Here is a 26,855-nt window from a genome sequence, read left to right on the forward strand (position 1 = left end):
CTAAAGCCGCTTGTTTGAAAGAACACTGATAATGCGCAAGTATGAATACCTGCGCCCTATCCCTACTCTTCTGTCGTTGAGCCGTCACCGTCTTCTGCGGTGTTCTCTTGCTCTTGAACAGCAGTTTCTGCTTGTTCTGGCGCATCGTCTGAAATGATTAGGTTACCGTCTTCGTCGAATTCTTGTAACTCTTCCACTTCTTCAATACGCTGTAACCCTACAACGTGCTCACCTTCTACTGTACGTATCAAGCGAACGCCTTGTGTGTTACGGCCTACTACTGACACTTCGCCTACACGGGTACGAACCAGTGTACCTTGGTCACTAATAAGCATAATTTCGTTGGTTTCGTCTACTTGAACCGCGCCAACCACTTTACCGTTACGCTCAGACACCTTGATTGACACAACACCTTGTGTCGCACGGCTCTTCGCAGGGTAATCTTCAAGCGGAGTACGCTTACCGAAACCATTCTCTGTCGCTGTCAGGATTGGACCATCGCCTTTTGGAACAATAAGTGATACCACTTTTTGACCATCTTGAAGACGAATACCGCGAACACCCGTTGCCGTTCTTCCCATTGGACGAAGTGCCAGAAGCTCTTCACCCGTCTCTGGGTCACGCTTAACTTCACCGGTTTCGCTGTCGCGAAGCTTCTCGTTAAAGCGAACTACTTTACCCGCGTCAGAGAACAACATGATGTCGTCATCACCGTGGGTAATATCAACACCAATTAGCTCATCACCTTCATTTAGGTTAACGGCGATAATACCGCTTGAACGAGGGCGAGAGTATAGGCTTAGGTCAGTCTTTTTAACTGTACCATTTGCCGTTGCCATCAGTACAAACTTGCCTTCTTCAAATTCTTTAATAGGAAGAATAGCAGTAATACGTTCGTTTTCTTCAAGCGGTAGAATGTTGACAATTGGGCGTCCGCGCGCGTTACGGCTAGCAAACGGCAATTGATACACTTTCAACCAGTACAAGCGACCACGAGTTGAGAAGCAAAGTATGTGATCGTGGGTATTCGCTACCAGTAACCTTTCGATGAAATCTTCGTCTTTCATCTTGGTTGCTGATTTACCACGGCCACCACGACGCTGTGCTTCGTAGTCTGTAAGCTTTTGATATTTCACATACCCTTCGCGAGAAAGCGTTACAACAACGTCTTCTTGCTCAATAAGATCTTCAATATCAATATCGTGACTTGCTGCCGTAATTTCAGTACGACGCTCATCACCAAATTCATCACGTACTTTTTCAAGCTCTTCTTGAATCACTTCCATCAAACGCTCTGGGCTGTTTAGGATGTGAAGAAGCTCTGCGATGATCTCTAGAAGTTGCTTATATTCTTCTAGAATTTTCTCGTGCTCAAGGCCTGTTAGCTTGTGTAAGCGAAGGTCAAGAATAGCTTGCGCTTGCTGCTCAGTAAGGTAGTACTTGCCGTCGCGAATACCAAATTCTGGCATTAACCAGTCAGGGCGTGCAGCGTCATCGCCTGCGCGCTCAAGCATTTGTGCTACGTCGCCTAAGTCCCAACCTTGTGCCACAAGCGATTTCTTGGCATCTGCTGGGCTTTGCGATGCTTTAATCAACTCGATAATTGGGTCGATATTTGCAAGCGCGATTGCCAAACCTTCAAGGATATGAGCACGGTCACGGGCTTTACGTAATTCAAAAACAGTACGACGTGTTACTACTTCACGACGATGAAGAATAAAGCATTCTAGCGTTTCTTTAAGGTTGAATACCTTAGGCTGACCGTTATCAAGCGCAACCATATTAATACCGAACACCGTTTGAAGCTGGGTATTAGCATATAGATGGTTAAGCAAAACTTCGGCAGATTCGTTGCGCTTCACTTCAATAACAATGCGCATACCGTCTTTATCTGACTCGTCACGCAGTGCAGAAACGCCTTCGATACGCTTTTCTTTTACCAGTTCAGCAATCTTTTCAATAAGACGCGCTTTGTTAACCTGGTAAGGGATCTCGTTAACAACAATAGTTTCTTTACCGTTGCTGTCAGTTTCAATTTCTGCTTTAGCACGGAGATAAATTTTACCGCGACCTGTGCGATACGCATCTTCAATTCCCTTGCGCCCGCTGATCATGGCAGCCGTTGGGAAATCTGGACCTGGGATGTGAGTCATCAAGTCATCGATGGTAATAGACGGGTCTTGAATTAACGCTACGCAGCCGTTGATTACTTCGGTGAGGTTATGTGGCGGAATATTTGTCGCCATACCAACCGCGATACCCGACGAGCCATTAACAAGAAGGTTAGGCACCTTCGTTGGCAATACTTCAGGGATATGTTCTGTACCATCGTAGTTAGGTACGAAATCAACGGTTTCTTTATCTAAATCGGCGAGTAATTCGTGCGCAATTTTTGCCATGCGAACTTCGGTATAACGCATCGCAGCAGCTGAGTCGCCGTCTACCGACCCGAAGTTACCTTGACCGTCTACCAGCATATAGCGAAGTGAGAACGGTTGCGCCATACGAACAATAGTGTCGTAAACTGCAGAGTCACCGTGAGGGTGATATTTACCAATTACGTCACCTACCACACGGGCAGATTTTTTGTATGGCTTGTTAAAGTCGTTTTTCAGTTCGTTCATTGCGAACAGCACACGACGGTGCACTGGCTTCAAGCCATCTCTTACGTCAGGCAAGGCTCGCCCGACAATAACGCTCATCGCGTAATCAAGGTAAGAGTTCTTTAACTCTTCCTCAATATTAACGGGGAGGATTTCTTTAGCGTTATCAGACATAAACTGCTTAATCCCTTTATCTTGGTTTGTTCTGCGTTATCCAGCGCTTAGCTTCACATCATTGTGAAAACAAGGCATGGGAGCGCACTGTTATTATTATGTGGGTCATAATCGTGCTTCGAGTGTACCACTTGATGACAGAATTATGTAGCGCTTAATTACGCTTATTAATCAACTAAAAGGCAAGCGATTATTTTTCGTTCACCCCTTTTTATAATTTGGCTATTTCTACTTAAAAACAGTGAAACACAACCTAAATTTACGATATCTTAAAAAGAGATAAGTTAAGGATTGTTTTACTCATGACGAACGTCGATCAACAAGAAATCAATAAGTTCTCTGAACTCGCTTCTCGCTGGTGGGATCCAGAGGGCGAATTTAAGCCATTGCATCTTATTAACCCACTCCGTTTAGACTTCATCAATCAACACAGCGAAGGGTTGTTTGACAAAAAGGTGGTTGATATTGGCTGTGGCGGCGGCATCTTGGCAGAGTCTATGGCACGTGCGGGTGCAACAGTAACTGGTTTAGATATGGCTGAAGCGTCGTTAGAAGTAGCAAAGCTTCACGGATTAGAATCAGGTGTAAAAGTTGACTACGTATGCTCAACGGCTGAAGCGTTTGCAGAAGCAAATGCGGGTCAGTTTGACGTAGTGACTTGTATGGAGATGTTAGAGCATGTTCCCGACCCTTCGTCTGTAGTAATGGCTTGTGCTAAATTAGTTAAGCCTGGCGGTCATGTCTTTTTCTCTACGCTTAATAGGAATTTAAAGTCCTATTTAATGGGGATCGTCGGCGCGGAATACATTCTAAAATTAGTACCTAAAGGTACGCACGATCACAGTAAATTTATAAAGCCGTCTGAACTTATGTCGATGACAGACCAAGCAGGTCTTTTACCCCGTGATATGACGGGTTTACACATGGACCCAATTTCGCAGGGCTTTTATCTTTCGTCTAATAACGTAGACGTAAACTACTTACTATATACAGTAGCGCAAAGTTAATTTAACACTATATATTGGGCTGCGGCGATATTTTAAACACCATATATCGTGTTTATATAAAAACTGAATTCTAAGAATAAATTAATTTTTACGATTAAGATTTTATTTAAAACGCTTGCATTCCGGATATTTTACGCTTGTAGAACGCTAAAAAGTTAGTTGTTACTAACATAAATTTCATGCCAGATTGAGTGCTCGAAATACCACCAGATATTGGGTTGCAATCAAGTCAAAACCTCACTATCTTGTGTTTAATTCAGCATGCGATCCCAATACTGATTTTCGGGATCAAATAGATCTGCAGACCATCATTGGTGATGTCATTTATGGCTTGCAACGTTAACCTCGCTGAAAATACAAACGCAGTACAGAATTAAAAAAGCAGTCTCTACTTTATACTCTCAGTATCAGTCTAGGCCGCTTTAGTGTGTGTTGTTATCTGGCGTGAGCCAACTTCGATAACAACGCCACAATTAAAATTAAAAACGAAAATGGGCTCAAGATAGCCCACGCATCAAGCGCTAACAGAAAAACGGCCAGTAACATGAACAACAACTTATTCGTCACCAAACGCAATGGTGAAAAAGAGTCCATCGACTTAGAAAAAATCCACAAAGTCGTTACATGGGCAGCAAAAGGACTTAAAAACGTTTCTGTTTCACAAGTTGAAATCAAGGCACAAATTCAGTTCTATGACGGCATTAATACCAGTGAGATCCACGAAACCCTGATCAAATCAGCGGCAGATTTAATCTCTACCGATGCGCCAGATTATCAATATCTCGCTGCGCGCTTGGCTATTTTCCACCTTCGCAAAAAAGCCTACGGCCAATTTGAGCCGCCAGCGCTACTTGAGCACGTAGGAAAGATGGTTGACATGGGCAAGTATGACAAGCACCTGCTTGAAGACTATACGCCTGAAGAATTTGCTGAAATGGACACGTACATTGACCATTGGCGCGACATGAACTTCAGCTATGCTGCAGTTAAGCAGCTTGAAGGCAAGTACCTGGTTCAAAACCGTGTTACTGGTGAAATTTACGAAAGTGCACAGTTCCTGTATATCTTAGTGGCTGCATGTCTTTTCGCAAATTATGACAAAGCGACGCGTATGGACTATATTCGCCGCTTCTACGATGCCGCTTCAACGTTCAAGCTGTCACTACCAACACCAATCATGGCAGGTGTACGTACGCCTACTCGCCAGTTTAGCTCGTGTGTACTTATCGAAACCGGCGACAGTTTAGATTCAATCAATGCAACGGCAAGTGCCATTGTTAAATACGTAAGCCAGCGTGCTGGTATCGGTGTAAACGCAGGCCGTATTCGCGCACTAGGTAGCCCTATTCGCGGCGGTGAAGCATTCCACACGGGCTGTATCCCATTTTATAAGTACTTCCAGACTGCAGTTAAAAGCTGTTCACAAGGTGGTGTTCGTGGTGGCGCTGCTACGCTGTTCTACCCTATTTGGCATATGGAAGTTGAATCACTGTTAGTGCTTAAGAACAACCGTGGTGTTGAAGAAAACCGTGTACGTCACCTAGATTACGGTGTTCAGTTTAACAAACTGATGTACCAGCGCATGATGAAAGACGGCTATATCTCATTGTTTAGCCCATCTGACGTACCGGGTCTTTACGATGCATTCTTCGCCGACCAAGAGAAGTTTGAAGAGCTATACGTTAAATACGAAAACGACGACAGCATCCGTAAAAAGCAAATTAAAGCGATGGAGCTATTCAGCTTGTTCATGCAAGAGCGTGCAAGCACAGGTCGTATTTATCTTCAAAACGTTGACCACTGTAATACGCACAGTCCGTTTAACCCAGAAGTTGCGCCTGTACGTCAAAGCAACCTTTGCCTTGAAATTGCGTTGCCTACTAAGCCACTACAGCACGTAAACGACGAAAATGGTGAAATTGCACTATGTACGCTGTCAGCGTTTAACTTAGGTGCGATTAAGTCACTGGACGAGTTTGAAGAGCTATCTGACCTTGCAGTACGTGCGCTAGATAACCTGCTTGATTACCAAGACTATCCTGTTCCTGCTGCGTATAACGCAACAATGGGGCGTCGTACATTGGGCGTTGGCGTTATTAACTTCGCTTACTACCTTGCTAAAAATGGCGTTAAATATTCTGATCACAGCGCGAACGGTCTAGTTCACCGCACGTTCGAAGCAATGCAGTATTACCTACTTAAAGCGTCGAACAATCTTGCGAAAGAAAAAGGTGCGTGTCCTAAGTTCAACGAGACCACTTATTCTCAAGGCATCATGCCAATTGACAGCTACAAGAAAGATCTTGATAGCGTATGTAACGAACCACTTCATTACGACTGGGATGCACTTCGCGAAGAAATAAAAACTCACGGTTTGCGTAACTCTACTCTGTCAGCGTTAATGCCATCAGAGACGTCTTCTCAGATTTCTAATGCAACAAACGGCATCGAGCCACCACGTGGCTTCATCAGCATTAAGTCGAGTAAAGATGGTGTTCTTAAGCAAGTTGTACCTGAGTACGAAACGCTAAGAGACCAATACGAGCTACTTTGGGATATTCCTTCAAACGATGGTTACCTACAACTTGTTGGTATCATGCAGAAGTTTATCGACCAAACTATCTCAGCGAATACCAACTACGATCCAAGCCGTTACGAAGGTAACAAGGTACCAATGAAGCTTCTTCTTAAGGACCTTCTTACTACGTATAAACTGGGTGTTAAAACACTTTACTATCATAACACTCGCGACGGCGCGTCAGACACATCTGCTCTCGATGCTAAAGCGAGCGAGCCTATGCCACGTCAAGAAGAAGTGGTTGTAGAGGAAGATGATGATTGTGCAGGTGGTGCGTGTAAGATATAGAACACGCCCCCTGTTTAAATGGCAGATGCGTAAAAGGAATTTTTTGCATTTGCCATTAATGTTTCGCAGCAAGAACACAAACAATAATACGCGTTAATCATTAAGTTTTTAGTTAGGCCATCATGAAATACACTACGTTTAATCAGCAAAGTACTAATCCATTGATCGAGCCGATGTTTTTCGGTAACCCCGTAAACGTTGCACGCTACGACCAGCAAAAGCATGCCATTTTCGAAAAGCTTATTGAGAAGCAAATTAGCTTTTTTTGGCGCCCTGAAGAAGTTGACGTTTCTCGTGACCGTGTTGATTTTCAAAAATTAACCGATCCGGAAAAGCACATCTTTATTTCAAACCTTAAGTACCAAACTCTGTTAGATTCGGTACAAGGCCGTAGCCCGAACATTGCGTTCTTGCCTATTATCTCTCTACCGGAATTAGAGACGTGGGTTGAAACATGGTCTTTCTTCGAGACTATTCACTCACGTTCATACACGCACATTTTGCGCAATCTGTTTTCTGATCCAAGCGAGATATTCGAAGATATCGTTGTAAACGATGAAATTAAGCGCCGTGCGGCTGACATTTCTAAATACTATGACGACCTTATTTTCGCGACTCAGCTTTGGCAGACTCAGGGTGAAGGTATTCATACCGTCAATGGCACTGCATACACAGTTAACATGTACGAGCTTAAGAAGAAGCTTTATCTGTGTATGAACTCGGTAAATGCACTAGAAGCGATTCGTTTTTATGTATCTTTTGCCTGTACGTTTGCCTTTGCAGAACGTAAGTTGATGGAAGGTAACTCTAAGATTATTCGTTTGATTGCTCGAGATGAAAATCTGCATTTGTCATCAACACAGCACATTCTAAACTTGTGGGCTAAGGGTAAAGATGACCCAGAAATGGCGCAGATTGCAGAAGAATGCAAAGACGAAGCCCGCGCGATCTTCATGAACGCCGTTGAGCAAGAAAAGCAATGGGCTGATTACCTGTTCCAAAACGGCTCTATGATTGGTTTAAACAAAGAAATTCTTTGCCAATACGTTGAGTACATTGCGAATCAACGTATGTCAGCGATTGGTCTAGATACGCCATTCGAGATAAGCAGTAACCCACTTCCATGGATGAACAACTACTTAAATTCAGACAATGTGCAAGTGGCGCCACAAGAATCTGAAATAAGTTCTTATCTTGTTGGGCAGATAGATTCTGCTGTGAGCGAAGACGATTTTGCTGATTTTGAGCTGTAAACCCACAGCTTAATGAGCAGTAACGATAAATCACTCCGCATCGACGTTGTCGATGTGGGGACGATTATTGCCCCCTCCGATACTACTATTCTAAACGCCCTTGAGTCGAAAGGCGTCCACATTCACTACCATTGCCGTGAAGGGTTCTGCGGTGCTTGCCGCACAAAGCTGATTGAAGGTGAAGTCGAATACACCACCGATCCCCTAGCCTTCATTGACGACGACGAAATTCTTCCGTGTTGTTGTGTGGCTAAATGCCCGCTAAAAATAAAAGTGCCGCTTTAGATTGTTAGCATGTTGATTTAAAAGTCTGCGTAAATCTGGTCGCATATTCTCATGGCTTTTTGTTTTTATCATTACGAGCGGAAAAGACACAAAGCGTCACTATTTCGTATTAAAGCACTTTCTCGATGGCGTACAGCTCTTCATCAATAATCTGTAGTCGCGATGCAACAACAGCCCTTGCGTCATTTACACCTTTGTTATAAAACGACGCGCCCATTTCCTTACTAATAAAATCAAGAAGAAACTCTCCGTCAAATTGGCCAAGTTCCACGTTTAACTCATTATCAAAATATCGTTGCAGTTTAGCGACTAACGCTTCTTTTTCTTCACGGGTAAATGCGATATCACTCATATTCTTCCTTTTTTATCACGTCTTAAATATTGTATTTTTCACTTTTGCCAGCCGGCTAAATTCCAGCCTCTCAGCAATTAATGGCACATTAACGTTGGTATGCTTTTCACCATAGTTTTAAATATTTTCAGTGCATCAAGTTTCCACCTGGTATGGTTTTCGCAAACTTCACTTTGAACGCAATGCTTACTTACTAGTTTTCAGTAACAAGCATTCCAAATGCAAAGTCTAACGGCACTCGCGCTAAAAGCGCTTCCACACGAGTTTGCACATACTGTTTTGAATAACTACTTCAAAGTGATGTAGCGATTTCACGCAATTTGTGAGGTTAACAATGAAAATTTTACCTATTATCGGTATCACAGCGGCGATTGCGCTTAATAGCTTACCTGCTAGCGCCGACTCTAGTAACCCCCATAAAGGTAAATCACTCCCACCGGGCATAGAGAAAAAGTATGAAAAGACAGGCGAGCTGCCTCCAGGATGGCAAAAAAAGCTATCCGTTGGAAAACAATTAGATCATGATATTTATGACCATGCTCGAGTCATTGTGCCCTTGGGAAAAGACGGTTTGGTTACAGTACGTATTGAAAACAAAGTTATACGGCTTATCCAAGCTACAAGGGAAATTGTAGAGATTTTGGATTAATCCTGCCTGTATCTGAATGAGTGCTCCATATACGGAGCGCTTAGCTCACTTTTACTTATAGCTTACTATCAACATTTGAAAATTGACTTACCCTGCTTCGCTATTAGTATCGTATTCCAATTACCGTCTTTTAAGCTTGGCAGTGATTATGCCAATCCTGCAAGTTACCACGCAGGGTGTACGAGGGTTTGTTGATGTTTACTACACGCTTTTGCTGCGGTCTGTGTAGCATCTAGGCGGAGCGAATGTTTAACGTACTAACAGCCCTAATTACAATAAAGAAATCAGGAACAACAAATGGCAGCTAACGCACTATTTCAACCTTATACACAAGGTAACCTCTCATTAAACAACCGTATTGTTATGGCGCCCATGACTCGCCAGTTCTCCCCAAACGGAATTCCTACCTCTAATGTAGCCGCTTACTACAAACGTCGCGCTCAAGGTGGAACAGGTTTAATTATCACGGAGGGAACCACAGTCAATGACAACGTCGCCACAATGGATGCTAATATTCCTCAATTTCACGGAGACGAGGCCTTGGCCGCTTGGGCAAACGTGGTAAATGAGGTGCACAGTGTCGGCGGGAAAATAATGCCTCAGTTGTGGCATGTGGGTATGGCACGCGTTGCGGAAAAAGCGCCCTACCCTGAACTTCCAAGCGCGGGCCCCTCAGGGCTGTTCAAACCTGGTAAAAAGGGTGCTGAACCAATGACAGTTGAACATATCGAATCTGTGATCTCTGCCTTTGCTCAAGCGGCAGCGGATGCCAAGACCATCGGCATGGATGGAATAGAGATCCACGGAGCACATGGTTATTTAATTGACCAGTTTTTCTGGGAAGGCACTAATCAGCGTAGCGATAGTTGGGGTGGAAGTATGGAAAACCGCGGTCGTTTCGCGGTAGAAATAATTAAAGCCATTCGCGCTGCAACTGGTCCCGACTTCCCTATCGTTCTGCGCTACTCACAATGGAAACAACAAGACTACACCGCTCGATTAGCACACACACCTCAGGAGTTAGAGCAGTTCTTACTTCCTTTAAGTGAAGCCGGAGTCGATGTTTTTCATTGTTCTCAACGCCGTTACTGGGAGAGTGAATTTGAAGGCAGTGAACTAAACCTTGCAGGCTGGACTAAGAAGATAACAGGAAAACCTACGATTACCGTGGGTTCCGTTGGTCTTAATGACGACTTCTTTGGCGCATTTAAGGGCCAGGACTCTGCCACCCGTTCTGTCGACGATTTACTTGAAAGATTAGATGCAGGTGAATTCGATCTGGTTGCAGTAGGAAGAGCACTATTACAAGATCCGAACTGGGCCAATAAAATAAAAGAAAACCGAACTGAAGAACTGGAACAGTATTCTGGAAAAGCGCTAGCTACTCTTTCTTAAGCGCAATTAGAATAAACGTAACTACTCACTTAAAACTAGCGCTACGCGCTAGTTTTCTTTCAAATATGTTTCAAAGTCACAGATGTGCATTGGCTTAGCAATCAGATATCCCTGCGCGTAGTCACATCCCATAGCGTTTAAAATATCAAACTGCTCTTGTGTTTCTACACCCTCGGCTACCACGCCGATACCCAGTTTTTTAGCCATAACAATTATCGCTTCGCATAATACTTTGTCGTTGCTTACATCAGTCATAGAGTTTACGAAGCTCTTGTCTATTTTTATGTAATCGGTAGGAAATTTTTTAAGGTAAGAAATCGAAGAAAAACCAGTACCAAAATCATCTAAGGCAATATCTACGCCCGCCTGCCTGAATTGGAAAAGCTTCCTAGAAACGTCTGCGTCAGCTTCCATGAGTAAGTTTTCAGTCACTTCAAGTAATATAGAGCGCGCACTGAGCCCCTTATCAAGTAGCAGCGATAACCATTCAGTGATGTTAGATTCCTGATTAAAATAATGGCTTGGGGACGTGTTGATACTTATCTGAACATCCTTGCTAAGTGAGATTCGCCATTGCTTAATCCGTTTAGTGACTTCCTCGAAAACCCAGTTACTTATTTCGATAATTAGGCCTGATTCTTCAGCAAGAGGGATGAAATCATCTGGCGGTATTCGCCCTTTTTGAGGGTGCTGCCAGCGAAGCAAAGCTTCAGCTTTTAACTCTTTGGTACCGTTGAAGCACACAATGGGCTGGTACTCGAGGAACAGCTCGTTATTTTTTACGGCATAACGTAGGTCATTTAGTAAGGAAATTCTCTTAATTGCTGCTTTTTGCATGTCATGCGTAAAGTAATGGTAGCTATTTTTCCCCTGGGCTTTTGCACCATACATAGCCTGATCAGCATTTTTTAACAGCTCTTTCACGTTGGTTGCATCATCGGGATAAAGAGTGATCCCCATGCTCGCACTCGTGTGTACGCGCTCAAATTCTAACGTGAAAGGCTTTACAATTTCGGATAAGAGTTTGTGAACCACATTTTCTATTGAACTAAGTCCGCAAATACCATTTAGAATAATAACGAATTCATCGCCACCTAATCTTGATACGGTATCATCGGCCCGTAAACATTGGGTTATTCGCTTTGCAGACTCTACTAAAAGTTGGTCGCCTACATCGTGCCCTAGTGTGTCGTTAACATCTTTGAAATTGTCTAAGTCTAGAAATACAACAGCAACCTTTTCGTTCTCCCTATCAGCGGTTTTCATCGCCAATTGCAAGTGATCGAGCATTAAATTTCGGTTGGGTAAGCCTGTTAAAGCATCGAAGTTGGCCTGTCTCCATATCAGTCTGTTAGCCAATTCTCTTTCTATAGCAATGCTCGCGATATGCGCAAATTGCCTTATTAACACTTTTTCTTCTGCTGTAGGTATCGCCCTTTCGCGGTGATAAATAGCAAAAGTACCAATAGCTTCGCCATTCGCTCCTTGTATAGGTTGCGACCAGCACGCAGCTACACCCGCCGATGCCGCCACGCCTTTCCAAGAAGACCAGAATGGATGAGTACTGATATCCTCAACGATAGTAGGTTCGTTCGTTGCCGCTGTGTTACCACACGAGCCAACACCTTCACCAATTTCTACTCCGTCAATGGCGTCATTATAAAAGTCAGGCAAAGATGGCGCGGCACCTTTTTTAAGCTTTCCGTTCTCAAGCAGCAAAATACTGCAAATTTGTTCTTTGTATTCAGCTTCAATTGCATAAACAATGTCATGCAGAACAGTGTGTAAAGATTCTGCATTTACCACTTTTTCCAAAATAGCACTTCGCACGCGAGTTATTTTTTGTGTTTGCGCTAACTTAAATTGATATTCCTCTAACTGATCGGAAAGGTCGTTATAGTCCTTTTTGTTAAGTTCGTTCTCGACTAACTCACCAAACCCTTTCAATTGTTGAATTTGAGACGCACTAAACTGCATGGGCTTATCGTCAAGGACACACAGCGTTCCTACCGCATGGCCTTCAAACACAAGCTGTACTCCAGCATAAAAACGAAAATGTGATCCCCCATTCACGTGAGGATTATCTCTGAAGCGCTCGTCTTCCAACATATCGGGTATGACTAAAGGGTCTTGCTGTGCAATGGTGTGAACGCACAAGGCTTCGTGCTTGGGTGTTTCGGTAATATCGATGTTCCACGATGACTTAAACCATTGACGACGCTCTTCAACAAACGAAATAAATGCAAATTTACAATTGAAAGCTCGGCACGCTAACTGAGTAATTCGGTCAAAACGTGCTTCAACCGGGGTATCTGCTATGCCCAGCCTTTCTAATGCACTTAGCCGCTCACGTTCATTAGTTATTCCCTGAAACTTACTCACCATCGCCTCCTGACTACACAAAAACTAGAACGCAAATTAAGTTTCTCCATTTACAAAAAAGGGTCGTTACGCCAATTGCACATTATTTCTGCCACCTTGTTTAGCTTTATAAAGTGCGTCGTCAGCCTGTGACAAAGCAGTCTCAATGGAATTGTGCTCATCCATTACAAAAGAAACGCCGCCACTCACTGTGATGTCTATAAATTTACCGTCGACGTCCAAAGGGTTATTACTAATTCTGTCTCTTAATTTATCGGCTAACTTGAATGCCCCAGCGCGGTCAGTATCTGGTAGTAATAGTACAAACTCTTCTCCACCTATTCTTGCTACACAATCAGCATTCCGAGAAGACATTTTCAATATTTTAGCAACGTGTTTAATCGCCTTATCACCTACTTCATGCCCATAGCTATCGTTAATGCGTTTGAAAAAGTCAATGTCTAGCATAACTACTGAAAGCGGGCGTTTGTACCTTTGACTGTAGGCTAAGGCTTGCTGCGCAACAATTTGAAATGCGCGTCTGTTTAATAAGCCAGATAAGAAGTCAAAGTTTGCATCTCTTTGAAGTTTTTCTGCAAAACGGCTGACTTTTGCGACCATAGGCCTAAATATGAAGAATGCTTCTATTAATATAGTAAGAATAATAATGCCCAAAACAATATTTTGCGCATGGCGAAGTTCGTCGACTTTTTCACGACTTTCTTTCTCGTATTGTCCTACTATATTGTGTAATGGAATTAAGAGGTCGCTTTCTGCGAGTTGAAGAAACTTTAAGCTCTTCGTTGAGTTTAAAGTCATTGCCGCACCCGCTTCTTGTGTTAACACAGCTTTTATTTGCTCTTCAAACACCTTTATCTTGTTATCTACGTCAGAGGGAAAATAAAAGTAAAGGTTAAGAAGTGTTTCAGACAACGGGCTTGGTTCGCCCTTTTCTAATGCTTCAAAGTGCTCGGATAAGAGAAACTGGTGATTCTGTTTCATTTTCTCTATTGCAGCTATAGAAAGCCTTTGTGACTTTTCAGAACCGCTCAGAAGATAATCCACCGCAAACAAACTGGCTCGTTGGGACAACATGCGCTGCTGACCACTTACGTTAACTATCTTCCCCGTATCGTTTTGTTCAGCGATAACGCTGTCCAGCATAAAGTGAACAACTAATGACAAAATAGCGATTATGGAAAGAGAAACAACATACGTTAAGGTTAGTAGCCGACCTGGGTCATTAACCGTTATTGGATGGTCACTTTGCATGCCAATACTCGAAAGATTAAGAGAAATATCACGTTAGCATTGTTTCACGCGACAAGCATTAACCTTTAGTCTAAAAATTCAACTGAAAACTCTATTTTTTTCCTAAAAAACCAATGCTTAGCAAAGTACACGGGGTATGACTTTATGCGCCAACGAGTAGTGCGCGCTAGGTCATATCTATTTCTTAATGACTAAGTAGATGCCGCCAAGAGTGGCTAACGACGCGATTAAGATTTGAACGTTAAGTTGTTCTCCTAATACTGCCCATCCCATCATGGTTGCGAGAACTGGAACGCTCAACTGTACGGTAGCGGCAGTTGTTGACTTAATAAGTGGCAGCACGCTGTACCAAATAGCGTACCCGCAACCAGAGGCCAAAACTCCAGATGCTAAGGCGTAGTAAACACCGGTTGTATTTAAATCTAAATACTCAGCATTGCCCACTAACACAACAAAAAGCATCGGAACGCAAAGCAATGAAGCATAAACGAAGTTACCCGATGTAGACAGCAGCGCAGAGGCACTTTTCTTACCTAATAGCGAATATATTCCCCAAGAAATACCTGCAATTACCATGACTGCGCCCGAAAGCAATGACGGCGCTGATGCACTCGGTAACAAAAGAATTATTAAACCGGTAAACGCAGAGGCGAAACCACACCACTGACGCTTTTTAAAGCGCTCACCATTTAATAGCCCAACAGATATCATCGTCAGTTGTACCGCGCCGAAGAGCAACAGCGCGCCCGTGCCAGTAGACATAGATATGTATGCATAGGAAAAGCTAATAGCATAAGCAAATAATGAAAGGCCGCCAAATACACTCGCATTACTTTTAAGGTCCTTCAATAAACCCTCAGTATGGTGGTGTTGTGGCTTTCTTCGTTTTGAATATAAAGATAAAAACAAAAGAGCAAGTGCACCACTTACTATACGCAAGATAGTAAAGCTTACTGGGTCTATCGATGAATTTGCCAGTGCCATACGGCACAGAAGCGAGTTAGCCGCAAAAGCAAACATGGCAATGGCGACCAGTGAAAGAGTTTTAAGCAAGTGTTTCCCCGAGCATTTCGTTAGATTCAAAAACAAACACTGTGTGATTTGCAATCAATAGCTTAAGTAGAAGATGTCTCAGCTAAACAAATCGAAAATGTCTAAAACGCAAGATAACACAAGGGACAAAAGTTTTAGTACCGCCCAAACAAAAAGAGGGCCGTGAGGTCCTCTTTTTACTGGTATCTATGATGCCGAAATGGTTAAAGCGATAAGCCCAAGCGCTCGGCAACCTCTATATAGGTCTCTACAACTGAGCCAAGTCCTTGTCTGAAGCGATCTTTATCCATCTTCTTGCGGGTTTCTTTATCCCACAAGCGGCACCCGTCAGGCGTAAATTCATCACCTAGCACGATGTTGCCATCTTTATCGACACCAAACTCAAGTTTGTAGTCAACAAGTAACATGCCGGCCTCATCGAATAACGCTTTCAGTACACTGTTTACTTTGAAGGTTAGCGCCTTCATTTGTGCAATCTGTGACTCTGTAGCCCAACCGAATGACAAGATATGATAATCGTTCACCATTGGGTCGTGAAGCGCATCGTTTTTAAGGAAAAACTCGAAAATCGGTGGGCTTAGTTCTTTGCCCTCTTCCACACCTAGTCTGCGGACCAAAGAGCCTGCAGATAAGTTTCTCACCACGCACTCGACAGGGATCATGTCCAGCTTTTTAACCAAAGACTCGGTATCAGAAACCAGCGCTTCAACTTGTGTTGCAATGCCCGCTTCTTCAAGCTTTGTCATTATAAAGTGGTTAAACTTGTTGTTTACTTCACCTTTGCGGTCAAGCTGCTCAATTTTTTCACCGTCGAACGCAGAAGTGTCGTTTCTAAAGTGAAGGATCAGTTTATCGCTATCATCAGTGTAATAAACAGTTTTTGCTTTACCGCGGTAAAGCTCGTCGCGTTTTTCCATTCTCAGTCTCAGTTATATATCAAGGTTATCTTCTGACATGACCTCAGCAAATGCACTGTAAAGGTCGGAAACCTGATTTGCTTCAAACGGTACACTTTCATTATTCATAAAAGTTACTGACGTGCGATTTGCACCCGCTTTTGCAACTTTCAAACGATAATCACCTTTTTTAAGTAATTCTGTATCGCTTGAGAACAAACCGTCCCACCAACTACCTTGATCACCATTATAGGTTACAAATAGAAGGCCGTTCGATTTATCTAAATCTTTAACGTCGAATCCAAGTTTACGAAGAACCAAAAGCATTCTTGGCCACGCTACATCGTACTGTGCTTCAACTAAGTAAGCTGCGTCGCCGTCAGCATTAAAGCCCATTTCAGTATTGATACCCTGACGGATCTTTGCAATTCTTCTCGTTTCCGCCAACTGAATTTGGTATTCGTAATGACCGATAACCTGGTTCAATACATCAACTTCTTCACGGCGTTCTTCCATTGAAGACACATCGGCAATAACATCGTTGCCTAATGTCTGCATGTAGTCTTTTAATTCAACCGTCAGTGCAGCGCTTCGACCGTGAGGTTTAACTTCTAAACTGAATTCAAAACGACGACCAACTTCACTCTCTTCATCAGTGAAACTGTACCAAGGACCATCAATTTCTTTAGTAATGACCATCCAATCTGTGATCAGCACTTTGTCTTCTGGGCTGAAGCTATCAACACCGATGCCTTGCTCATCCAAGAAACTCAATAACGAATTCCAAATAGCTTGGCTTAAAGGTTGGCTATCATCTACTTGGTCAAACCAAATAGTTGCTGAGCCTTTTCCTTCTTCAACATGTGAACCGGTAACTAGCGGGAGAACAAGCGCTGGCGAGCGCACCACTAAGTTCTTACCCACTAAAGATGGATCAGCTTCTTGGCCTAATTCAGGTAAGGCAAAATCTCGTGAAAAAGTAGGTTTACTTAATTCAGGTGGTACTTCTAATGTCTTTTGTTCTTTAGTTTTTAAGTACTCGTAGCTACCTGACGCGGTTTTTCTATCTAGTTGGCTTGAACAACCTGCAAGTGCAACCATTGCTACTGAACTTGCTATAGCCAGCGTTCTTTTCATCTGTGTTCCTTATTAACCAGAAATCAATGCGTATTTTTTTAGTAGTTCTTCGATACGTTTTTGGCTTGATAGTTCCGGTAAAACCATAGGTAATCGCATAACAGCGCTTTCCATCATGCCCATTTTATATAACGCCCACTTAGGCATTACAGGGTTTGGCTCAATGAAAAGGTCGCTGTGTAGCAACTTTATTGTCTCGTCGATGGCTCGACACTTATCGAAATCTTTACTCAGGGCTGCTTCGCACATTTGAGCTATAGCTTTTGGTGCGATGTTGGCGGTAACAGAAATGACACCATGTCCGCCTTCACACATAAATTCAGCGCTTGTGCCGTCGTCGCCACTCAAAAGAACAAAGTCATCGGGAACCAATGGCTGTGTAGCTTTAAGGCGCGCAATATTACCAGTTGCGTCTTTAAGACCAACAATATTTTTATGTGCTGATAATTCTGCAACTGTCTCAGGCAACATATCGGCTACGGTACGGCCCGGTACGTTATAAAGAATAACGGGAAGGTCACTGGCATCAGCAATGGCATTAAAATGCGCTACCATTCCTCTTTGCTGTGGCTTGTTATAATAAGGCACAACGCTTAAGAAACCGTCGATACCGGTAGAACCTAACTGTTCGGTAAGAAAGATGGCCTCGTCAGTAGAGTTAGCACCACTACCCGCGATAACTGGAATAGCGCCCGAAGCCATTGCTACTGTTTCTTTGACTACATCGATATGTTCATCAAACGGTAGCGTTGCTGACTCACCCGTAGTTCCAACCGACACAATACCATGTGTGCCCTGCTCAACATGAAACTTAACAAGTTTCTCTAAAGACTTGTAATCAATATCGCCGTTTTCGAGCATCGGCGTGACGAGTGCTACGTAACTACCAGTAAACATAATCTCTCCGCAAAATGTGAGCGCACATGGTAAATATGTCGGTGCTTAAACACAAGTAATAGCGCGTGTAAAATGACAAGAATTTGACAATATCTTATTCAAACGCAAGAAAAAGGCGCTGACTTCTAAAAAAACTCTGTGCTAACATCCCGACATTATTAACATTGAAGTGAAGTAGATGTCGAAACACCAACTTATCGTCACCATTCTGGGTACAGACAAAAGTGGCATTTTAAGCGAAATTGCAACGACAGTATCAGAAGCTCAGTGCAATATTCTCGATAGTAGACAAGCTATATATGGCAGAGAGTTCTCGTTGACAATGATCATCGAAGGAGCGCAAAGCGCCATAACAAAAGCAGAATGTATTCTACCTCCTCTATTCCAGCGACTGGATTTGTTGTCAATGATGAAGCGTACAAGTCATCATGAAAAGCAGAATCTTGCGCACTTGTTTAATGTTGAGTTTAGTGGTGAAGATACAGCGGGCCTTATTAAAGCAGTGACTGGCTTTTTCGCTGACCGACACGCAATGATAAGCGCGTTTCGTCAACGTACGTTTAAAGACAAAGTCACTGGAAAAGACAATATGCGATGTAAATTTGTTGTTTCGATTCCTTCTGATGAAAATGTTGATGCTTTAGAATCTGATCTAATGTCCCTGTTCGATGCGTTAAATGTGACAGGCAAAGTAGTAGACAAACATAAAAAGGATCCCAATGAAAACGTTACAAGCTGGTGATAAAGCCCCACAGTTCTCACTGCAAAACCAAGACGACGAGACCGTTTCTTTAACCGATTTTTCTGGTAAAAAGGTACTGGTTTACTTTTATCCTAAAGCGATGACGCCAGGCTGCACGGTTCAGGCACAGGGCCTGCGCGATGTGAACGAAGAGCTCAAGGCGAAAAACGTGGTTGTGCTAGGTGTAAGTCCAGATGCCGTAAAGCGTTTGCCCAAGTTTATTGAAAAAGAGAATCTTAATTTTACCCTTCTTTCCGACGAGGACCACGCGGTAGCGGATGCTTTTGGCGTGTGGGGGCCAAAGAAGTTTATGGGCAAAGAATACGACGGTATTCATCGCCAAACATTCTTAATCGATGAAAACGGAGTTATTGAGCACGTATTCAATAAGTTCAAAACAAAAGAGCACCACACTGTAGTACTTGATTACTTGAACAGTTAACTCAGCCTCAAATACAAAAAAGCCCCGGCAACGAAATATTGCCGGGGCTTTTTTATGAGAATCAATGCACTATTTTACTTCGTCGGGTATAGCCACTGGGTTACTAGACCACGCCGTAATAACGGCTTTTACTAGAGTGGCAAGAGGAATTGCGAAAAATACGCCCCAAAAGCCCCATAGCCCGCCAAATACCAAGACCGCAACAATGATGTAAAGAGGGTGCAGGCTTACCGCTTCAGAAAACAACAAGGGGACCAGTAAATTACCATCTAACGCTTGAATGATGCCATACGCTATCATTAAGTACCAAAACTCTGGCGATATACCCCACTGAAACATAGCAACGACCGCTACTGGAATGGTTACCACTGCCGCACCAATATATGGAATGAGCACAGAGAAACCGACTAAAACACCAAGCAAAATGGCATATCGCAAATCCATAAGTACAAAAGTTACGCAACTCACTACACCAACAATGATTATTTCAATCACTTTGCCGCGAATATAATTGGCAATTTGAGAGTTCATCTCGTGTCCAACTTGTGTGATCAAGCGACGCTCTTTTGGCAATAACCGAGAGATACTCTCAACAAAAAACAATTTGTCTTTCAACATGAAAAACACCATCAACGGCACCAGAACTACGTAAACAAGCAACGCGGCCAAATTAGCAATGTTGCTAAACGAAGCAGAAATTAACGTTTCCCCCACTTCCACGAGTTTGTCATTTAGCCCCTCCATCATCTGGTGTATTTGATACACCTGCACATAGTCTGGGTATTTGTCAGGTAGCGTTAAAATCCATTCCTGCGCCTTCTGCCAAATCAACGGCGTTTCTTGAATAAGATTCACACTTTGTTTAGAGATAATGGGAACCAAACCAATTAAGGTTAAAATAGTCACCGTGATAAAGCCAAACAACACCACAGCACATGCTAAGGTGCGACCAACCCCTATGCTAACTAAACGGCTCACAGGCCAATCAAGCAGGTACGCTATTACAGCAGCGACTAATACAGGCATGATTAGTTCGCCCCACAGCAGCAATACTGCCGTGGTCAGAAGAATCAAAATTAGCAGCATCGCTGCATCAGGGTCAGAAAATTTGCGTCGGTACCAACGACCAAAAACGCTAATCATAGAAACGCCTAGAAATAACCAAGAATAGGACACGCATCATAGTTGATAGCGCTAGCAATTAGCAATAAGTAGTAGTTAAGAATCTTTCAAAATCAAACTGGTATGATGTTTTTACAGTATTATGATTAGTGTGTAGAGTAGTTGTAGAACAAAATGCGATAAAGTGTTTCAAAATACGTAATGCATAGCATTGAAACGGTGAAGTATACCTCCGTAAATCCCGGTCTCGTGCATGTAAAAGCGATACCTTAATTATTGCAATTGCATTTAACCGGACATAATAAGAAATAAAATTGAAACTGTTTAACAACTTAGTGCTCTAAGCGTTAAGCAGTATTAAACACGTACAATGATTGTAGGTTCATGAGAAAAAAGTTTTCAGCATCTTTGGTTGCCCTTTCCTTCGTGCTCACATCGAGCTTAACGGCTGTTGCACAGGATGCTAAGTACAGCAATAAAAATGCCTTGCCCGAGATAGGTGTTGTAGCCTCGGATGCTATATCTTTAGATAAGGAAATGATTGTAGGCGATGCGGTAATGCGGCAGATGCGTGGTCAGAGCCCTATTATCTCGGACCCCGTATTAGACGAATACCTTCAAGACATTGGTAATCGATTAGTTGTGCACGCTGACAACGCAAAGTTTCCTTTTGAGTTTTTTTGGGTTAACAACGACGCTATTAACGCGTTTGCGTTCTTCGGCGGCCATATTGGTGTTCATACCGGCTTAATGCGCCGTGCAGAAAATGAAAGCGAATTAGCGTCGGTACTTGCTCACGAAATATCTCACGTTACGCAGCGCCATATTGCTCGACGCATGCAGGCACAACAACGCTCTTCACCTTTAGCTTTGGCTTCTCTTATTGGTGGTGTGCTAATCGCTATGGCGAACCCAGAAGCGGGAATTGCGGCTATGCAAGCCGGTACAGCGGCCTCAGCGCAACTGCAAATTGACTACACCAGATCAAATGAACAGGAAGCTGACAGAATTGGTATTGCCATGCTGGCAAGAGCAGGCTTTGACCCAAACGCCGCGGCCTCATTTTTCTCAACCATGGCGGAAGAATACCGTATGGTGTCTCGTCCACCTGCACGTCTCCTTACTCACCCCCTAACAGAAACCCGTATTGCTGATGCAAGAAATCGCGCTGGTGATTACCCAAGACGCTATTTGCCAATCAATAAACAATTTGAGTTAGCAAAAGCGCGTATAAAAGCCCGCTACTCTTTTGGAGCTGACTACGCGATTGAGTATTTTGAAGCGGCCGTTGCACAAGATGTACAGCGTAGCAAAGAGGCGTCTCTTTACGGTTTGGCTTTGGCATATATGCGCTCCGAGAAAATCGAGCAGGCCAAAAAATTAATGGATGAGCTTATTGTTAATGACAAAGGCAATCTTTTCTATCTCGACGCGATGACTGATATTTATATCTCTATGGGCCAGCCATTAAAAGCCGTAGAGATGCTGAAGCCTCACGTTACGCATAACCCTAGAAACCAAGTATTGGCACTTAATCAGGCGAACGCGTTAATAAGCGCACAAAAATATGATGATGCCATTTCATTACTAAAGGACTTCTTACTAGTTAGAAAGGATTATCAGATTGCCCATCAGTTAATGAGCGAAGCTTACCAGAAGTCAAAAAGGTTTTCGCAAATGCATCAAAGCAAAGCTGAAGTTTATGCCCTTTACGGTGCTTACAATCGCGCGGTGGACGAACTTCAATATGCGTATAACTTTGCAGGCGATGACCATCTTGAAAAACAGCGTATAAGGGCGCGAATAAAACAATTTCGCGATCAAGAAGAGCGCTTAGAGCAATTATAAACAATAACATTGCTGCTATGCCGTTGTTTCAATCGCTTTTCCCTTTATCACTAAATTTACCCAGCGCCTTTTAATTCGTTAAGGCGCTGGCGCAAGCTTGATGCTGTCACCTCACCCATCAGTGTCTCTTTTACCTCTCCGTCGGGGCCAATTATATAAGTAGCTGGCAGGTATGGCGGCTTCGACATGGGTAATTTAATGTCAGGGGCACTTACGATAACAGGCACCGTGATATTAAACTCTTTTGTCATGGTAATGAGTTCAGACTTTGTTTTTGGGTCGTAATTAATGGCAAATAACTGGGTGTTGTCGGGACGCGACTGATGAAAAGACGCTAATTCAGGCATTTCTCGAAGACACGGTGCACACCACGGCGCAAAGTAATTAATGACCACCCATTGACCTTGAAGATCATGCCAGCGGTATGATTCTCCATCTAAGGTTTCAAAATCCTCTTGAAGACTCTGATAAGTGAATGCGCCCGCCAAAACGGCAGCAGTGAAAAGGAGAACAAGAAGGACTGGATTAGTTTTACCCACATTTCTTAAAAACGGTGAGAACAACATGCAACTCCCTAATTTCTTGTATTTTATCCATAGTGCCAGATTCTCATGTGCTTCTCTAATAGAATTTTAAGCGTAAAATTTATGGAACTCGTTCTTTTCTACCCAGTGAAATAGGGATAATGCTCAATTTATTAAGAGTTACCGGTAAACTGCTTGATATTCGAAGGCAAAAACGCAATAGTTCGCGCCAAAAGAAACAATCGGTAAAAAGGGGCATTTATGTCAGACATCACTATTATTCACAACCCACGTTGCTCTAAAAGCAGACAAACACTTGCGTTACTTGAAGAAAAAGGTGCTACTCCGTCTGTTGTCGAATATCTGAAGCACCCTTTAAATGCTCAAGAGCTCAAATCGATATTTAAAAAACTTAACGTTGGATCGGTTAGAGAAATGATGCGTACTAAAGAGACAGAATACAAAGAGGCAAATTTAGGCGACGACGCTGTATCTGACGACGCACTGTTTGATGCCATGGCTGAAACACCAAAGCTTATCGAGCGTCCAATTGTCATAAAAGGCAACGAGGCACGAATTGGTCGTCCACCTGAAGCGGTATTGGAAATATTATAGTGCACCCAGTTCTTGTACTTTATTACAGCCGTCATGGCAGCACGAAGCGTCTTGCCGATGCCATTGCGCAAGGTATATCGTCACAAGATGTGCCGGTTATTGTACGCACAGTTAAAAGTCTCAATGACGTTAGCGACGCAAACGCACAAGTGAGAAATGATGCCTCTAGTGCTGCACCTGAAGTGACGCTACAAGAACTTGAGCAGTGTAGCGCTCTAGCGCTGGGAAGCCCTACCCGCTTTGGTAATATGGCAGCGCCGGTAAAGCACTTCTTGGATTCAACGAGTAGCCAGTGGTTAAAAGGTGCATTAATTGATAAACCTGCCTGTGTATTTACATCATCTTCGTCAATGCATGGCGGGCAAGAGTCAACGCTACTTTCTATGATGGTCCCACTTATTCATCACGGCATGGTAATTTGTGGCCTACCGTATAGCGAGCCTGAGCTTCACAATACCACAATGGGAGGAAGCCCATACGGTGTTACGCACGTTGCGCACCACAGTTTAAGTGCGCCAGAGCAGCTAAGCTCAGATGAAAAAGCACTGTGTTTTGCACAAGGCAAGCGTTTAGCCACATTCGCCAGGAAGTTAGCAAGCAACGTTTAAACTGCACTGTACCTATTAGGCGTTAATGCACAATTAACGCAAGCAATAAAATTTTATATCATCGGAGAATAAACATGGCACCAGATACGCGTTTTTTTCGCTATCTAGCACTAATTAGCCACACAGGGTTGATCGTATGGATATCACTTTGGCAGTTTACATTTACTAAAGCGCATACCTACTCACCGTTGTTTATTGCCTTATTTTACATTTTACCTTTATTGCTCCCCTACTGGGGTGTGCTAAAGGGCAAACCTTATACGCATGCATGGGCTAACTTCGTTGTTTTATTTTATTTAATTCACGGCTGCACCGTTGCATATGCAGTACCTGATGAACGGTGGTATGCGGTAGTAGAAATTATCTTATGTACCGGAATGTTTGTTGGCTGTAGCGCATTTGCCAGAAAACGCGGTCGCGAATTAGGGCTTGGGCTTAAAAAGCTAAAAGAAGAAATGCAGGAAGAAAAAGCCCGTTTCGAACAGACTAAGCAATAATAATTGAATGAAAGGCTATGATATTTTAAGCCACTTAGTCTTGTCATACGAGGGAGATAAATATCAACTAGCCCACGCTTTAGCTAGTTTAGGTTAAGCCCACACTTTAGCTAGTTTAGGTTAAGCTCTCGCTTTAGCTAACTTAGGTTAAGCTCACGCTTTAGCTAATTTAAGTTAAGCTCACGCTTAACCATGCCCACAGAAAGTCTCTTTTGTTCTTGGAGTGAGCGCGTATCTAAGCGAGCTAACAAGGACATGAGGCTTTTGAGATCCCGTTCACTGTGATGCAATAAGAACTGTAGTGCTTGGTTTGAAAGTTTCAAACCACGCTCTGCGGCTCGCAGGCGAACAGCTTCTTCACGGCCGTTATCATCGAGCTGATTAACATGATAGATAACCCCCCATGCTAGTCGTGAACGCAAGTCGGGCAAGACAAAAGCTGGGTTTGAAGGGCCTAGATGGCTGGTACATATGACCATCGCTTGTTTTGTTTCGATAACGCGATTTAAAAGATCGAACAGTGCCTCTTCCCAACGCATATCGCCCGCTATTGCGTGAATATTGTCCAACGCAATAAGCGACAAATTCTCAAGCCCCTCGAAAATATCTAGCGACCAGGCCTTATGATCATTAAGGTTCAAATAAAGATGATTAACCGATTTACCCGCCAATTGATGACAGGCGGCAAACAGCAAGTGGCTTTTACCAACCGCAGTGCTGCCTAACAAGGTTAACAATGGTAGTTGCAGCGAAGTCAGCGGCCCTAATTCTTGAGCAGTTCGCCAAAGTGGTAAGGCATCTACAATCTGCTCAAGAACTGAAACGACTTCTTCGTTGCCTGTTGTAACAAAACTATCGAAGTTTTCGTCAACGGGTAACGTTACAGGCAAAGGCAACTGCATGCTAAATTAATTGCTCCAATAAAAACTGTGTCCCTGCACGGTTTGTCCGTATGCGTCTGTCACAGGGCGCAATTTATTTTCCAACTTAATGTTGTTAAGTAAATCTTCAACGGTCCCCACTAGGGTAAGAGAATACGTCGCTACAGTTCCTGCTTGTTCTACCAGCGTTGCGTTTTCGATTACGCTTAAGCTGTTCAAATAGTCTGTGGCATTTGCATAGCTTCCAATTGAACCAATGTTAGCAATTGAAACCTTGATAACTTCGCGTTCCGATTCATCAATGCCAACAATAGCATAAAGGGATGAAAGGTAATTCGAATACGCATCCACGAGTTGATTACCCAACGCTTGCGGTGAATCACCGTAAATGCTTCCGTAGCTTACTTTCCCACCGCCGATGAAAACCCAATCTAGCGCGTAGTCACCTTCATCTGCGCGCTTGGCATAATTGGCAAATTCGTTCATGGTAAAAGGTACTGTAGTGTTTTCTACTGGCCCCCGCTCTTCAGATACGACTTCTTCGGACACTGTTTCTTGTGTACCGTTTTCATAGGCATTTAATTGGTCGTTTTGACGCCTGACTTGTGCCTCGCCAGTGAGTACATTGTCTAATGACTCCACCGTGCCAGAGGGCACAACGTTTTCAGGTAAATCGGGGATCGCACTGGGGTCATTACGATACACCCTTGCACCAATGATGTTATCGACACTGTATCGCATTGATGCTTTACGTAGCGGCTCAACAAAGCGTCCCCATACATCATAGGTGGAAATATTGACGTTGTCGGTTAAGTCCATCAAAGGCAGGCTAAGGGGGACACCTCGCTCTTTTGCGGTTTGCTTTAACGCATGCTGTAAGTCTGTATTCAACGACTCTTCAAGTATAACGCGGGTTTCGTTTTCGTCTTCTTGTGCTAGCCACACAATAGTCTCTGGGCGTCTATCGCCCCATAGCGGCAAGAGTTCCCGTTGCAATATATCATTAAGCTTAGCCTGATCGAATTCGGCGATGTAATACGTTCTGTTGTTATCAAACGCAAAGCGATATGAGCGCAGTAACGACTGAGGTGAGGACAAGGCTGCTTTCACTCCGGGGTTATCAAGCACACGGGTGCTGCCTGACATCTTTATGAATACTTGCCTTAATGCCTTTTTAAGCGCCGCCTGTTGAGTACGTTGAGTTTGATCTTCAACTTGTATTTGCGCTTCGTTAACAACTACGCGCTGAGCTGCCTGCGTAAAAGCACTACAGCTAAGCATTGCTAAAAATGAGACGCCCAAAATAGCTTTTAACCGTACTCTCTTTTTATATGTCTCATTGGTGTTACGCATTACTGCCGTCGACATTGACACTC

Annotated in this window: 24 protein-coding genes; 12 read left to right on the forward strand and 12 right to left on the reverse strand. The window is 43.4% G+C overall.

Going from position 1 to position 26,855, the window contains the following annotated elements; translation table 11 throughout:
- Positions 1–62: 62 nt before the first annotated feature.
- Positions 63–2,777 (reverse strand): DNA topoisomerase (ATP-hydrolyzing) subunit A, encoded by a 2,715-nt coding sequence (gyrA, locus tag E5672_RS07825; RefSeq protein ID WP_014949646.1) that lies wholly within the window; start codon positions 2,775–2,777, stop codon positions 63–65.
- Between the two features lie 302 nt (positions 2,778–3,079).
- On the opposite strand from gyrA, the gene ubiG reads away from it, so the two are divergent.
- From ubiG to yfaE, 4 genes are all read left to right on the forward strand, one after another.
- Positions 3,080–3,784, forward strand: coding sequence for a bifunctional 2-polyprenyl-6-hydroxyphenol methylase/3-demethylubiquinol 3-O-methyltransferase UbiG (gene ubiG / locus E5672_RS07830; RefSeq protein ID WP_136781686.1), 705 nt, complete (start codon positions 3,080–3,082; stop codon positions 3,782–3,784).
- Between the two features lie 544 nt (positions 3,785–4,328).
- Positions 4,329–6,650, forward strand: coding sequence for a class 1a ribonucleoside-diphosphate reductase subunit alpha (nrdA, locus tag E5672_RS07835; RefSeq protein WP_136781687.1), 2,322 nt, complete (start codon positions 4,329–4,331; stop codon positions 6,648–6,650).
- Between the two features lie 122 nt (positions 6,651–6,772).
- Positions 6,773–7,903, forward strand: coding sequence for a class Ia ribonucleoside-diphosphate reductase subunit beta (gene nrdB, locus E5672_RS07840; protein ID WP_136781688.1), 1,131 nt, complete (start codon positions 6,773–6,775; stop codon positions 7,901–7,903).
- A gap of 12 nt (positions 7,904–7,915) precedes the next feature.
- A complete protein-coding gene (yfaE, locus tag E5672_RS07845) occupies positions 7,916–8,188 on the forward strand; it encodes a class I ribonucleotide reductase maintenance protein YfaE (protein ID WP_136781689.1) in 273 nt (90 codons plus the stop codon).
- A gap of 109 nt (positions 8,189–8,297) precedes the next feature.
- Here yfaE and E5672_RS07850 read toward each other — a convergent pair whose 3' ends face one another.
- Complete coding sequence (locus E5672_RS07850) at positions 8,298–8,540, reverse strand: DUF2164 domain-containing protein (protein WP_136781690.1); 243 nt, start codon at positions 8,538–8,540, stop codon at positions 8,298–8,300.
- Positions 8,541–8,874: 334 nt separating this feature from the next.
- Between E5672_RS07850 and E5672_RS07855 the strand changes: the two genes are divergently transcribed.
- Positions 8,875–9,189, forward strand: coding sequence for a hypothetical protein (locus tag E5672_RS07855; RefSeq protein ID WP_136781691.1), 315 nt, complete (start codon positions 8,875–8,877; stop codon positions 9,187–9,189).
- 297 nt (positions 9,190–9,486) lie between these two features.
- Positions 9,487–10,584 (forward strand): NADH:flavin oxidoreductase, encoded by a 1,098-nt coding sequence (locus E5672_RS07860; protein WP_136781692.1) that lies wholly within the window; start codon positions 9,487–9,489, stop codon positions 10,582–10,584.
- A 48-nt stretch (positions 10,585–10,632) separates the two neighbouring features.
- On the opposite strand, the gene E5672_RS07865 is transcribed toward E5672_RS07860, so the two are convergent.
- From E5672_RS07865 to dapA, 6 genes are all read right to left on the reverse strand, one after another.
- On the reverse strand, positions 10,633–12,966 hold the full coding sequence (locus tag E5672_RS07865; protein WP_240692185.1) for a bifunctional diguanylate cyclase/phosphodiesterase: 2,334 nt from the start codon (positions 12,964–12,966) through the stop codon (positions 10,633–10,635).
- 66 nt (positions 12,967–13,032) lie between these two features.
- Positions 13,033–14,217 carry a diguanylate cyclase gene (locus E5672_RS07870; protein WP_136781694.1) on the reverse strand — a complete coding sequence of 395 codons (1,185 nt, stop codon included), beginning with the start codon at positions 14,215–14,217 and terminating at the stop codon, positions 13,033–13,035.
- 177 nt (positions 14,218–14,394) lie between these two features.
- The gene (locus E5672_RS07875; protein ID WP_136781695.1) at positions 14,395–15,270 is read right to left on the reverse strand and encodes a DMT family transporter; all 876 of its coding nucleotides are present in this window, start codon (positions 15,268–15,270) and stop codon (positions 14,395–14,397) included.
- A gap of 203 nt (positions 15,271–15,473) precedes the next feature.
- Entirely contained in the window at positions 15,474–16,187 is a 714-nt protein-coding gene (purC, locus tag E5672_RS07880; protein WP_136781696.1) for a phosphoribosylaminoimidazolesuccinocarboxamide synthase, read from the reverse strand.
- Positions 16,188–16,199: 12 nt separating this feature from the next.
- The gene (bamC, locus tag E5672_RS07885) at positions 16,200–17,303 is read right to left on the reverse strand and encodes an outer membrane protein assembly factor BamC (RefSeq protein WP_136781697.1); all 1,104 of its coding nucleotides are present in this window, start codon (positions 17,301–17,303) and stop codon (positions 16,200–16,202) included.
- A 12-nt stretch (positions 17,304–17,315) separates the two neighbouring features.
- Entirely contained in the window at positions 17,316–18,200 is an 885-nt protein-coding gene (dapA, locus tag E5672_RS07890; protein ID WP_136781698.1) for a 4-hydroxy-tetrahydrodipicolinate synthase, read from the reverse strand.
- Positions 18,201–18,378: 178 nt separating this feature from the next.
- Between dapA and E5672_RS07895 the strand changes: the two genes are divergently transcribed.
- Together E5672_RS07895 and bcp are read left to right on the forward strand one after the other, a co-directional pair.
- Complete coding sequence (locus tag E5672_RS07895; RefSeq protein WP_136781699.1) at positions 18,379–18,942, forward strand: glycine cleavage system transcriptional repressor; 564 nt, start codon at positions 18,379–18,381, stop codon at positions 18,940–18,942.
- Positions 18,920–19,384, forward strand: coding sequence for a thioredoxin-dependent thiol peroxidase (gene bcp, locus E5672_RS07900; RefSeq protein WP_136781700.1), 465 nt, complete (start codon positions 18,920–18,922; stop codon positions 19,382–19,384). The genes E5672_RS07895 and bcp overlap by 23 nt, the downstream gene beginning before the upstream one ends.
- A gap of 69 nt (positions 19,385–19,453) precedes the next feature.
- Here bcp and E5672_RS07905 read toward each other — a convergent pair whose 3' ends face one another.
- Positions 19,454–20,527 (reverse strand): AI-2E family transporter, encoded by a 1,074-nt coding sequence (locus E5672_RS07905; protein ID WP_136781701.1) that lies wholly within the window; start codon positions 20,525–20,527, stop codon positions 19,454–19,456.
- A gap of 363 nt (positions 20,528–20,890) precedes the next feature.
- On the opposite strand from E5672_RS07905, the gene bepA reads away from it, so the two are divergent.
- Positions 20,891–22,354 carry a beta-barrel assembly-enhancing protease gene (bepA, locus tag E5672_RS07910; RefSeq protein WP_136781702.1) on the forward strand — a complete coding sequence of 488 codons (1,464 nt, stop codon included), beginning with the start codon at positions 20,891–20,893 and terminating at the stop codon, positions 22,352–22,354.
- A 56-nt stretch (positions 22,355–22,410) separates the two neighbouring features.
- On the opposite strand, the gene E5672_RS07915 is transcribed toward bepA, so the two are convergent.
- Positions 22,411–22,920 (reverse strand): TlpA family protein disulfide reductase, encoded by a 510-nt coding sequence (locus E5672_RS07915; protein ID WP_136781703.1) that lies wholly within the window; start codon positions 22,918–22,920, stop codon positions 22,411–22,413.
- A 219-nt stretch (positions 22,921–23,139) separates the two neighbouring features.
- Between E5672_RS07915 and arsC the strand changes: the two genes are divergently transcribed.
- The 3 genes from arsC to E5672_RS07930 all read left to right on the forward strand — a co-directional run bounded on the left by arsC (position 23,140) and on the right by E5672_RS07930 (position 24,598).
- A complete protein-coding gene (arsC, locus tag E5672_RS07920) occupies positions 23,140–23,493 on the forward strand; it encodes an arsenate reductase (glutaredoxin) (RefSeq protein WP_136781704.1) in 354 nt (117 codons plus the stop codon).
- Positions 23,493–24,101: an NAD(P)H:quinone oxidoreductase gene (gene wrbA, locus E5672_RS07925; protein ID WP_136781705.1), complete on the forward strand. Its 609-nt coding sequence runs from the start codon at positions 23,493–23,495 to the stop codon at positions 24,099–24,101. The genes arsC and wrbA overlap by 1 nt, the downstream gene beginning before the upstream one ends.
- Positions 24,102–24,175: 74 nt before the next feature.
- Entirely contained in the window at positions 24,176–24,598 is a 423-nt protein-coding gene (locus tag E5672_RS07930) for a DUF2069 domain-containing protein (protein ID WP_136781706.1), read from the forward strand.
- A gap of 164 nt (positions 24,599–24,762) precedes the next feature.
- Here E5672_RS07930 and hda read toward each other — a convergent pair whose 3' ends face one another.
- Both hda and E5672_RS07940 read right to left on the reverse strand, forming a co-directional pair.
- Positions 24,763–25,500, reverse strand: coding sequence for a DnaA regulatory inactivator Hda (gene hda, locus E5672_RS07935; RefSeq protein WP_136781707.1), 738 nt, complete (start codon positions 25,498–25,500; stop codon positions 24,763–24,765).
- 6 nt (positions 25,501–25,506) lie between these two features.
- Complete coding sequence (locus tag E5672_RS07940) at positions 25,507–26,847, reverse strand: DUF2066 domain-containing protein (RefSeq protein ID WP_136781708.1); 1,341 nt, start codon at positions 26,845–26,847, stop codon at positions 25,507–25,509.
- Positions 26,848–26,855 lie beyond the last annotated feature (8 nt).

The sequence above is a fragment of the Alteromonas portus genome (assembly GCF_005117025.1).
Lineage (GTDB): Bacteria > Pseudomonadota > Gammaproteobacteria > Enterobacterales > Alteromonadaceae > Alteromonas > Alteromonas portus.

What these genes read in the sequence shown, in the direction of transcription:
- gyrA (WP_014949646.1), bottom strand. Translation starts at nt 2,777, where the DNA reads ATGTCTGATAACGCTAAAGAAATCCTCCCCGTTAATATTGAGGAAGAG.
- E5672_RS07850 (WP_136781690.1), bottom strand. Translation starts at nt 8,540, where the DNA reads ATGAGTGATATCGCATTTACCCGTGAAGAAAAAGAAGCGTTAGTCGCT.
- nrdA (WP_136781687.1), top strand. Translation starts at nt 4,329, where the DNA reads ATGAACAACAACTTATTCGTCACCAAACGCAATGGTGAAAAAGAGTCC.
- E5672_RS07940 (WP_136781708.1), bottom strand. Translation starts at nt 26,847, where the DNA reads ATGTCGACGGCAGTAATGCGTAACACCAATGAGACATATAAAAAGAGA.
- arsC (WP_136781704.1), top strand. Translation starts at nt 23,140, where the DNA reads ATGTCAGACATCACTATTATTCACAACCCACGTTGCTCTAAAAGCAGA.
- E5672_RS07860 (WP_136781692.1), top strand. Translation starts at nt 9,487, where the DNA reads ATGGCAGCTAACGCACTATTTCAACCTTATACACAAGGTAACCTCTCA.
- E5672_RS07870 (WP_136781694.1), bottom strand. Translation starts at nt 14,217, where the DNA reads ATGCAAAGTGACCATCCAATAACGGTTAATGACCCAGGTCGGCTACTA.
- E5672_RS07895 (WP_136781699.1), top strand. Translation starts at nt 18,379, where the DNA reads ATGTCGAAACACCAACTTATCGTCACCATTCTGGGTACAGACAAAAGT.
- E5672_RS07930 (WP_136781706.1), top strand. Translation starts at nt 24,176, where the DNA reads ATGGCACCAGATACGCGTTTTTTTCGCTATCTAGCACTAATTAGCCAC.
- hda (WP_136781707.1), bottom strand. Translation starts at nt 25,500, where the DNA reads ATGCAGTTGCCTTTGCCTGTAACGTTACCCGTTGACGAAAACTTCGAT.
- bamC (WP_136781697.1), bottom strand. Translation starts at nt 17,303, where the DNA reads ATGAAAAGAACGCTGGCTATAGCAAGTTCAGTAGCAATGGTTGCACTT.
- nrdB (WP_136781688.1), top strand. Translation starts at nt 6,773, where the DNA reads ATGAAATACACTACGTTTAATCAGCAAAGTACTAATCCATTGATCGAG.
- dapA (WP_136781698.1), bottom strand. Translation starts at nt 18,200, where the DNA reads ATGTTTACTGGTAGTTACGTAGCACTCGTCACGCCGATGCTCGAAAAC.
- bcp (WP_136781700.1), top strand. Translation starts at nt 18,920, where the DNA reads ATGAAAACGTTACAAGCTGGTGATAAAGCCCCACAGTTCTCACTGCAA.
- bepA (WP_136781702.1), top strand. Translation starts at nt 20,891, where the DNA reads ATGAGAAAAAAGTTTTCAGCATCTTTGGTTGCCCTTTCCTTCGTGCTC.
- ubiG (WP_136781686.1), top strand. Translation starts at nt 3,080, where the DNA reads ATGACGAACGTCGATCAACAAGAAATCAATAAGTTCTCTGAACTCGCT.
- E5672_RS07855 (WP_136781691.1), top strand. Translation starts at nt 8,875, where the DNA reads ATGAAAATTTTACCTATTATCGGTATCACAGCGGCGATTGCGCTTAAT.
- E5672_RS07905 (WP_136781701.1), bottom strand. Translation starts at nt 20,527, where the DNA reads ATGATTAGCGTTTTTGGTCGTTGGTACCGACGCAAATTTTCTGACCCT.
- E5672_RS07915 (WP_136781703.1), bottom strand. Translation starts at nt 22,920, where the DNA reads ATGTTGTTCTCACCGTTTTTAAGAAATGTGGGTAAAACTAATCCAGTC.
- purC (WP_136781696.1), bottom strand. Translation starts at nt 16,187, where the DNA reads ATGGAAAAACGCGACGAGCTTTACCGCGGTAAAGCAAAAACTGTTTAT.
- yfaE (WP_136781689.1), top strand. Translation starts at nt 7,916, where the DNA reads ATGAGCAGTAACGATAAATCACTCCGCATCGACGTTGTCGATGTGGGG.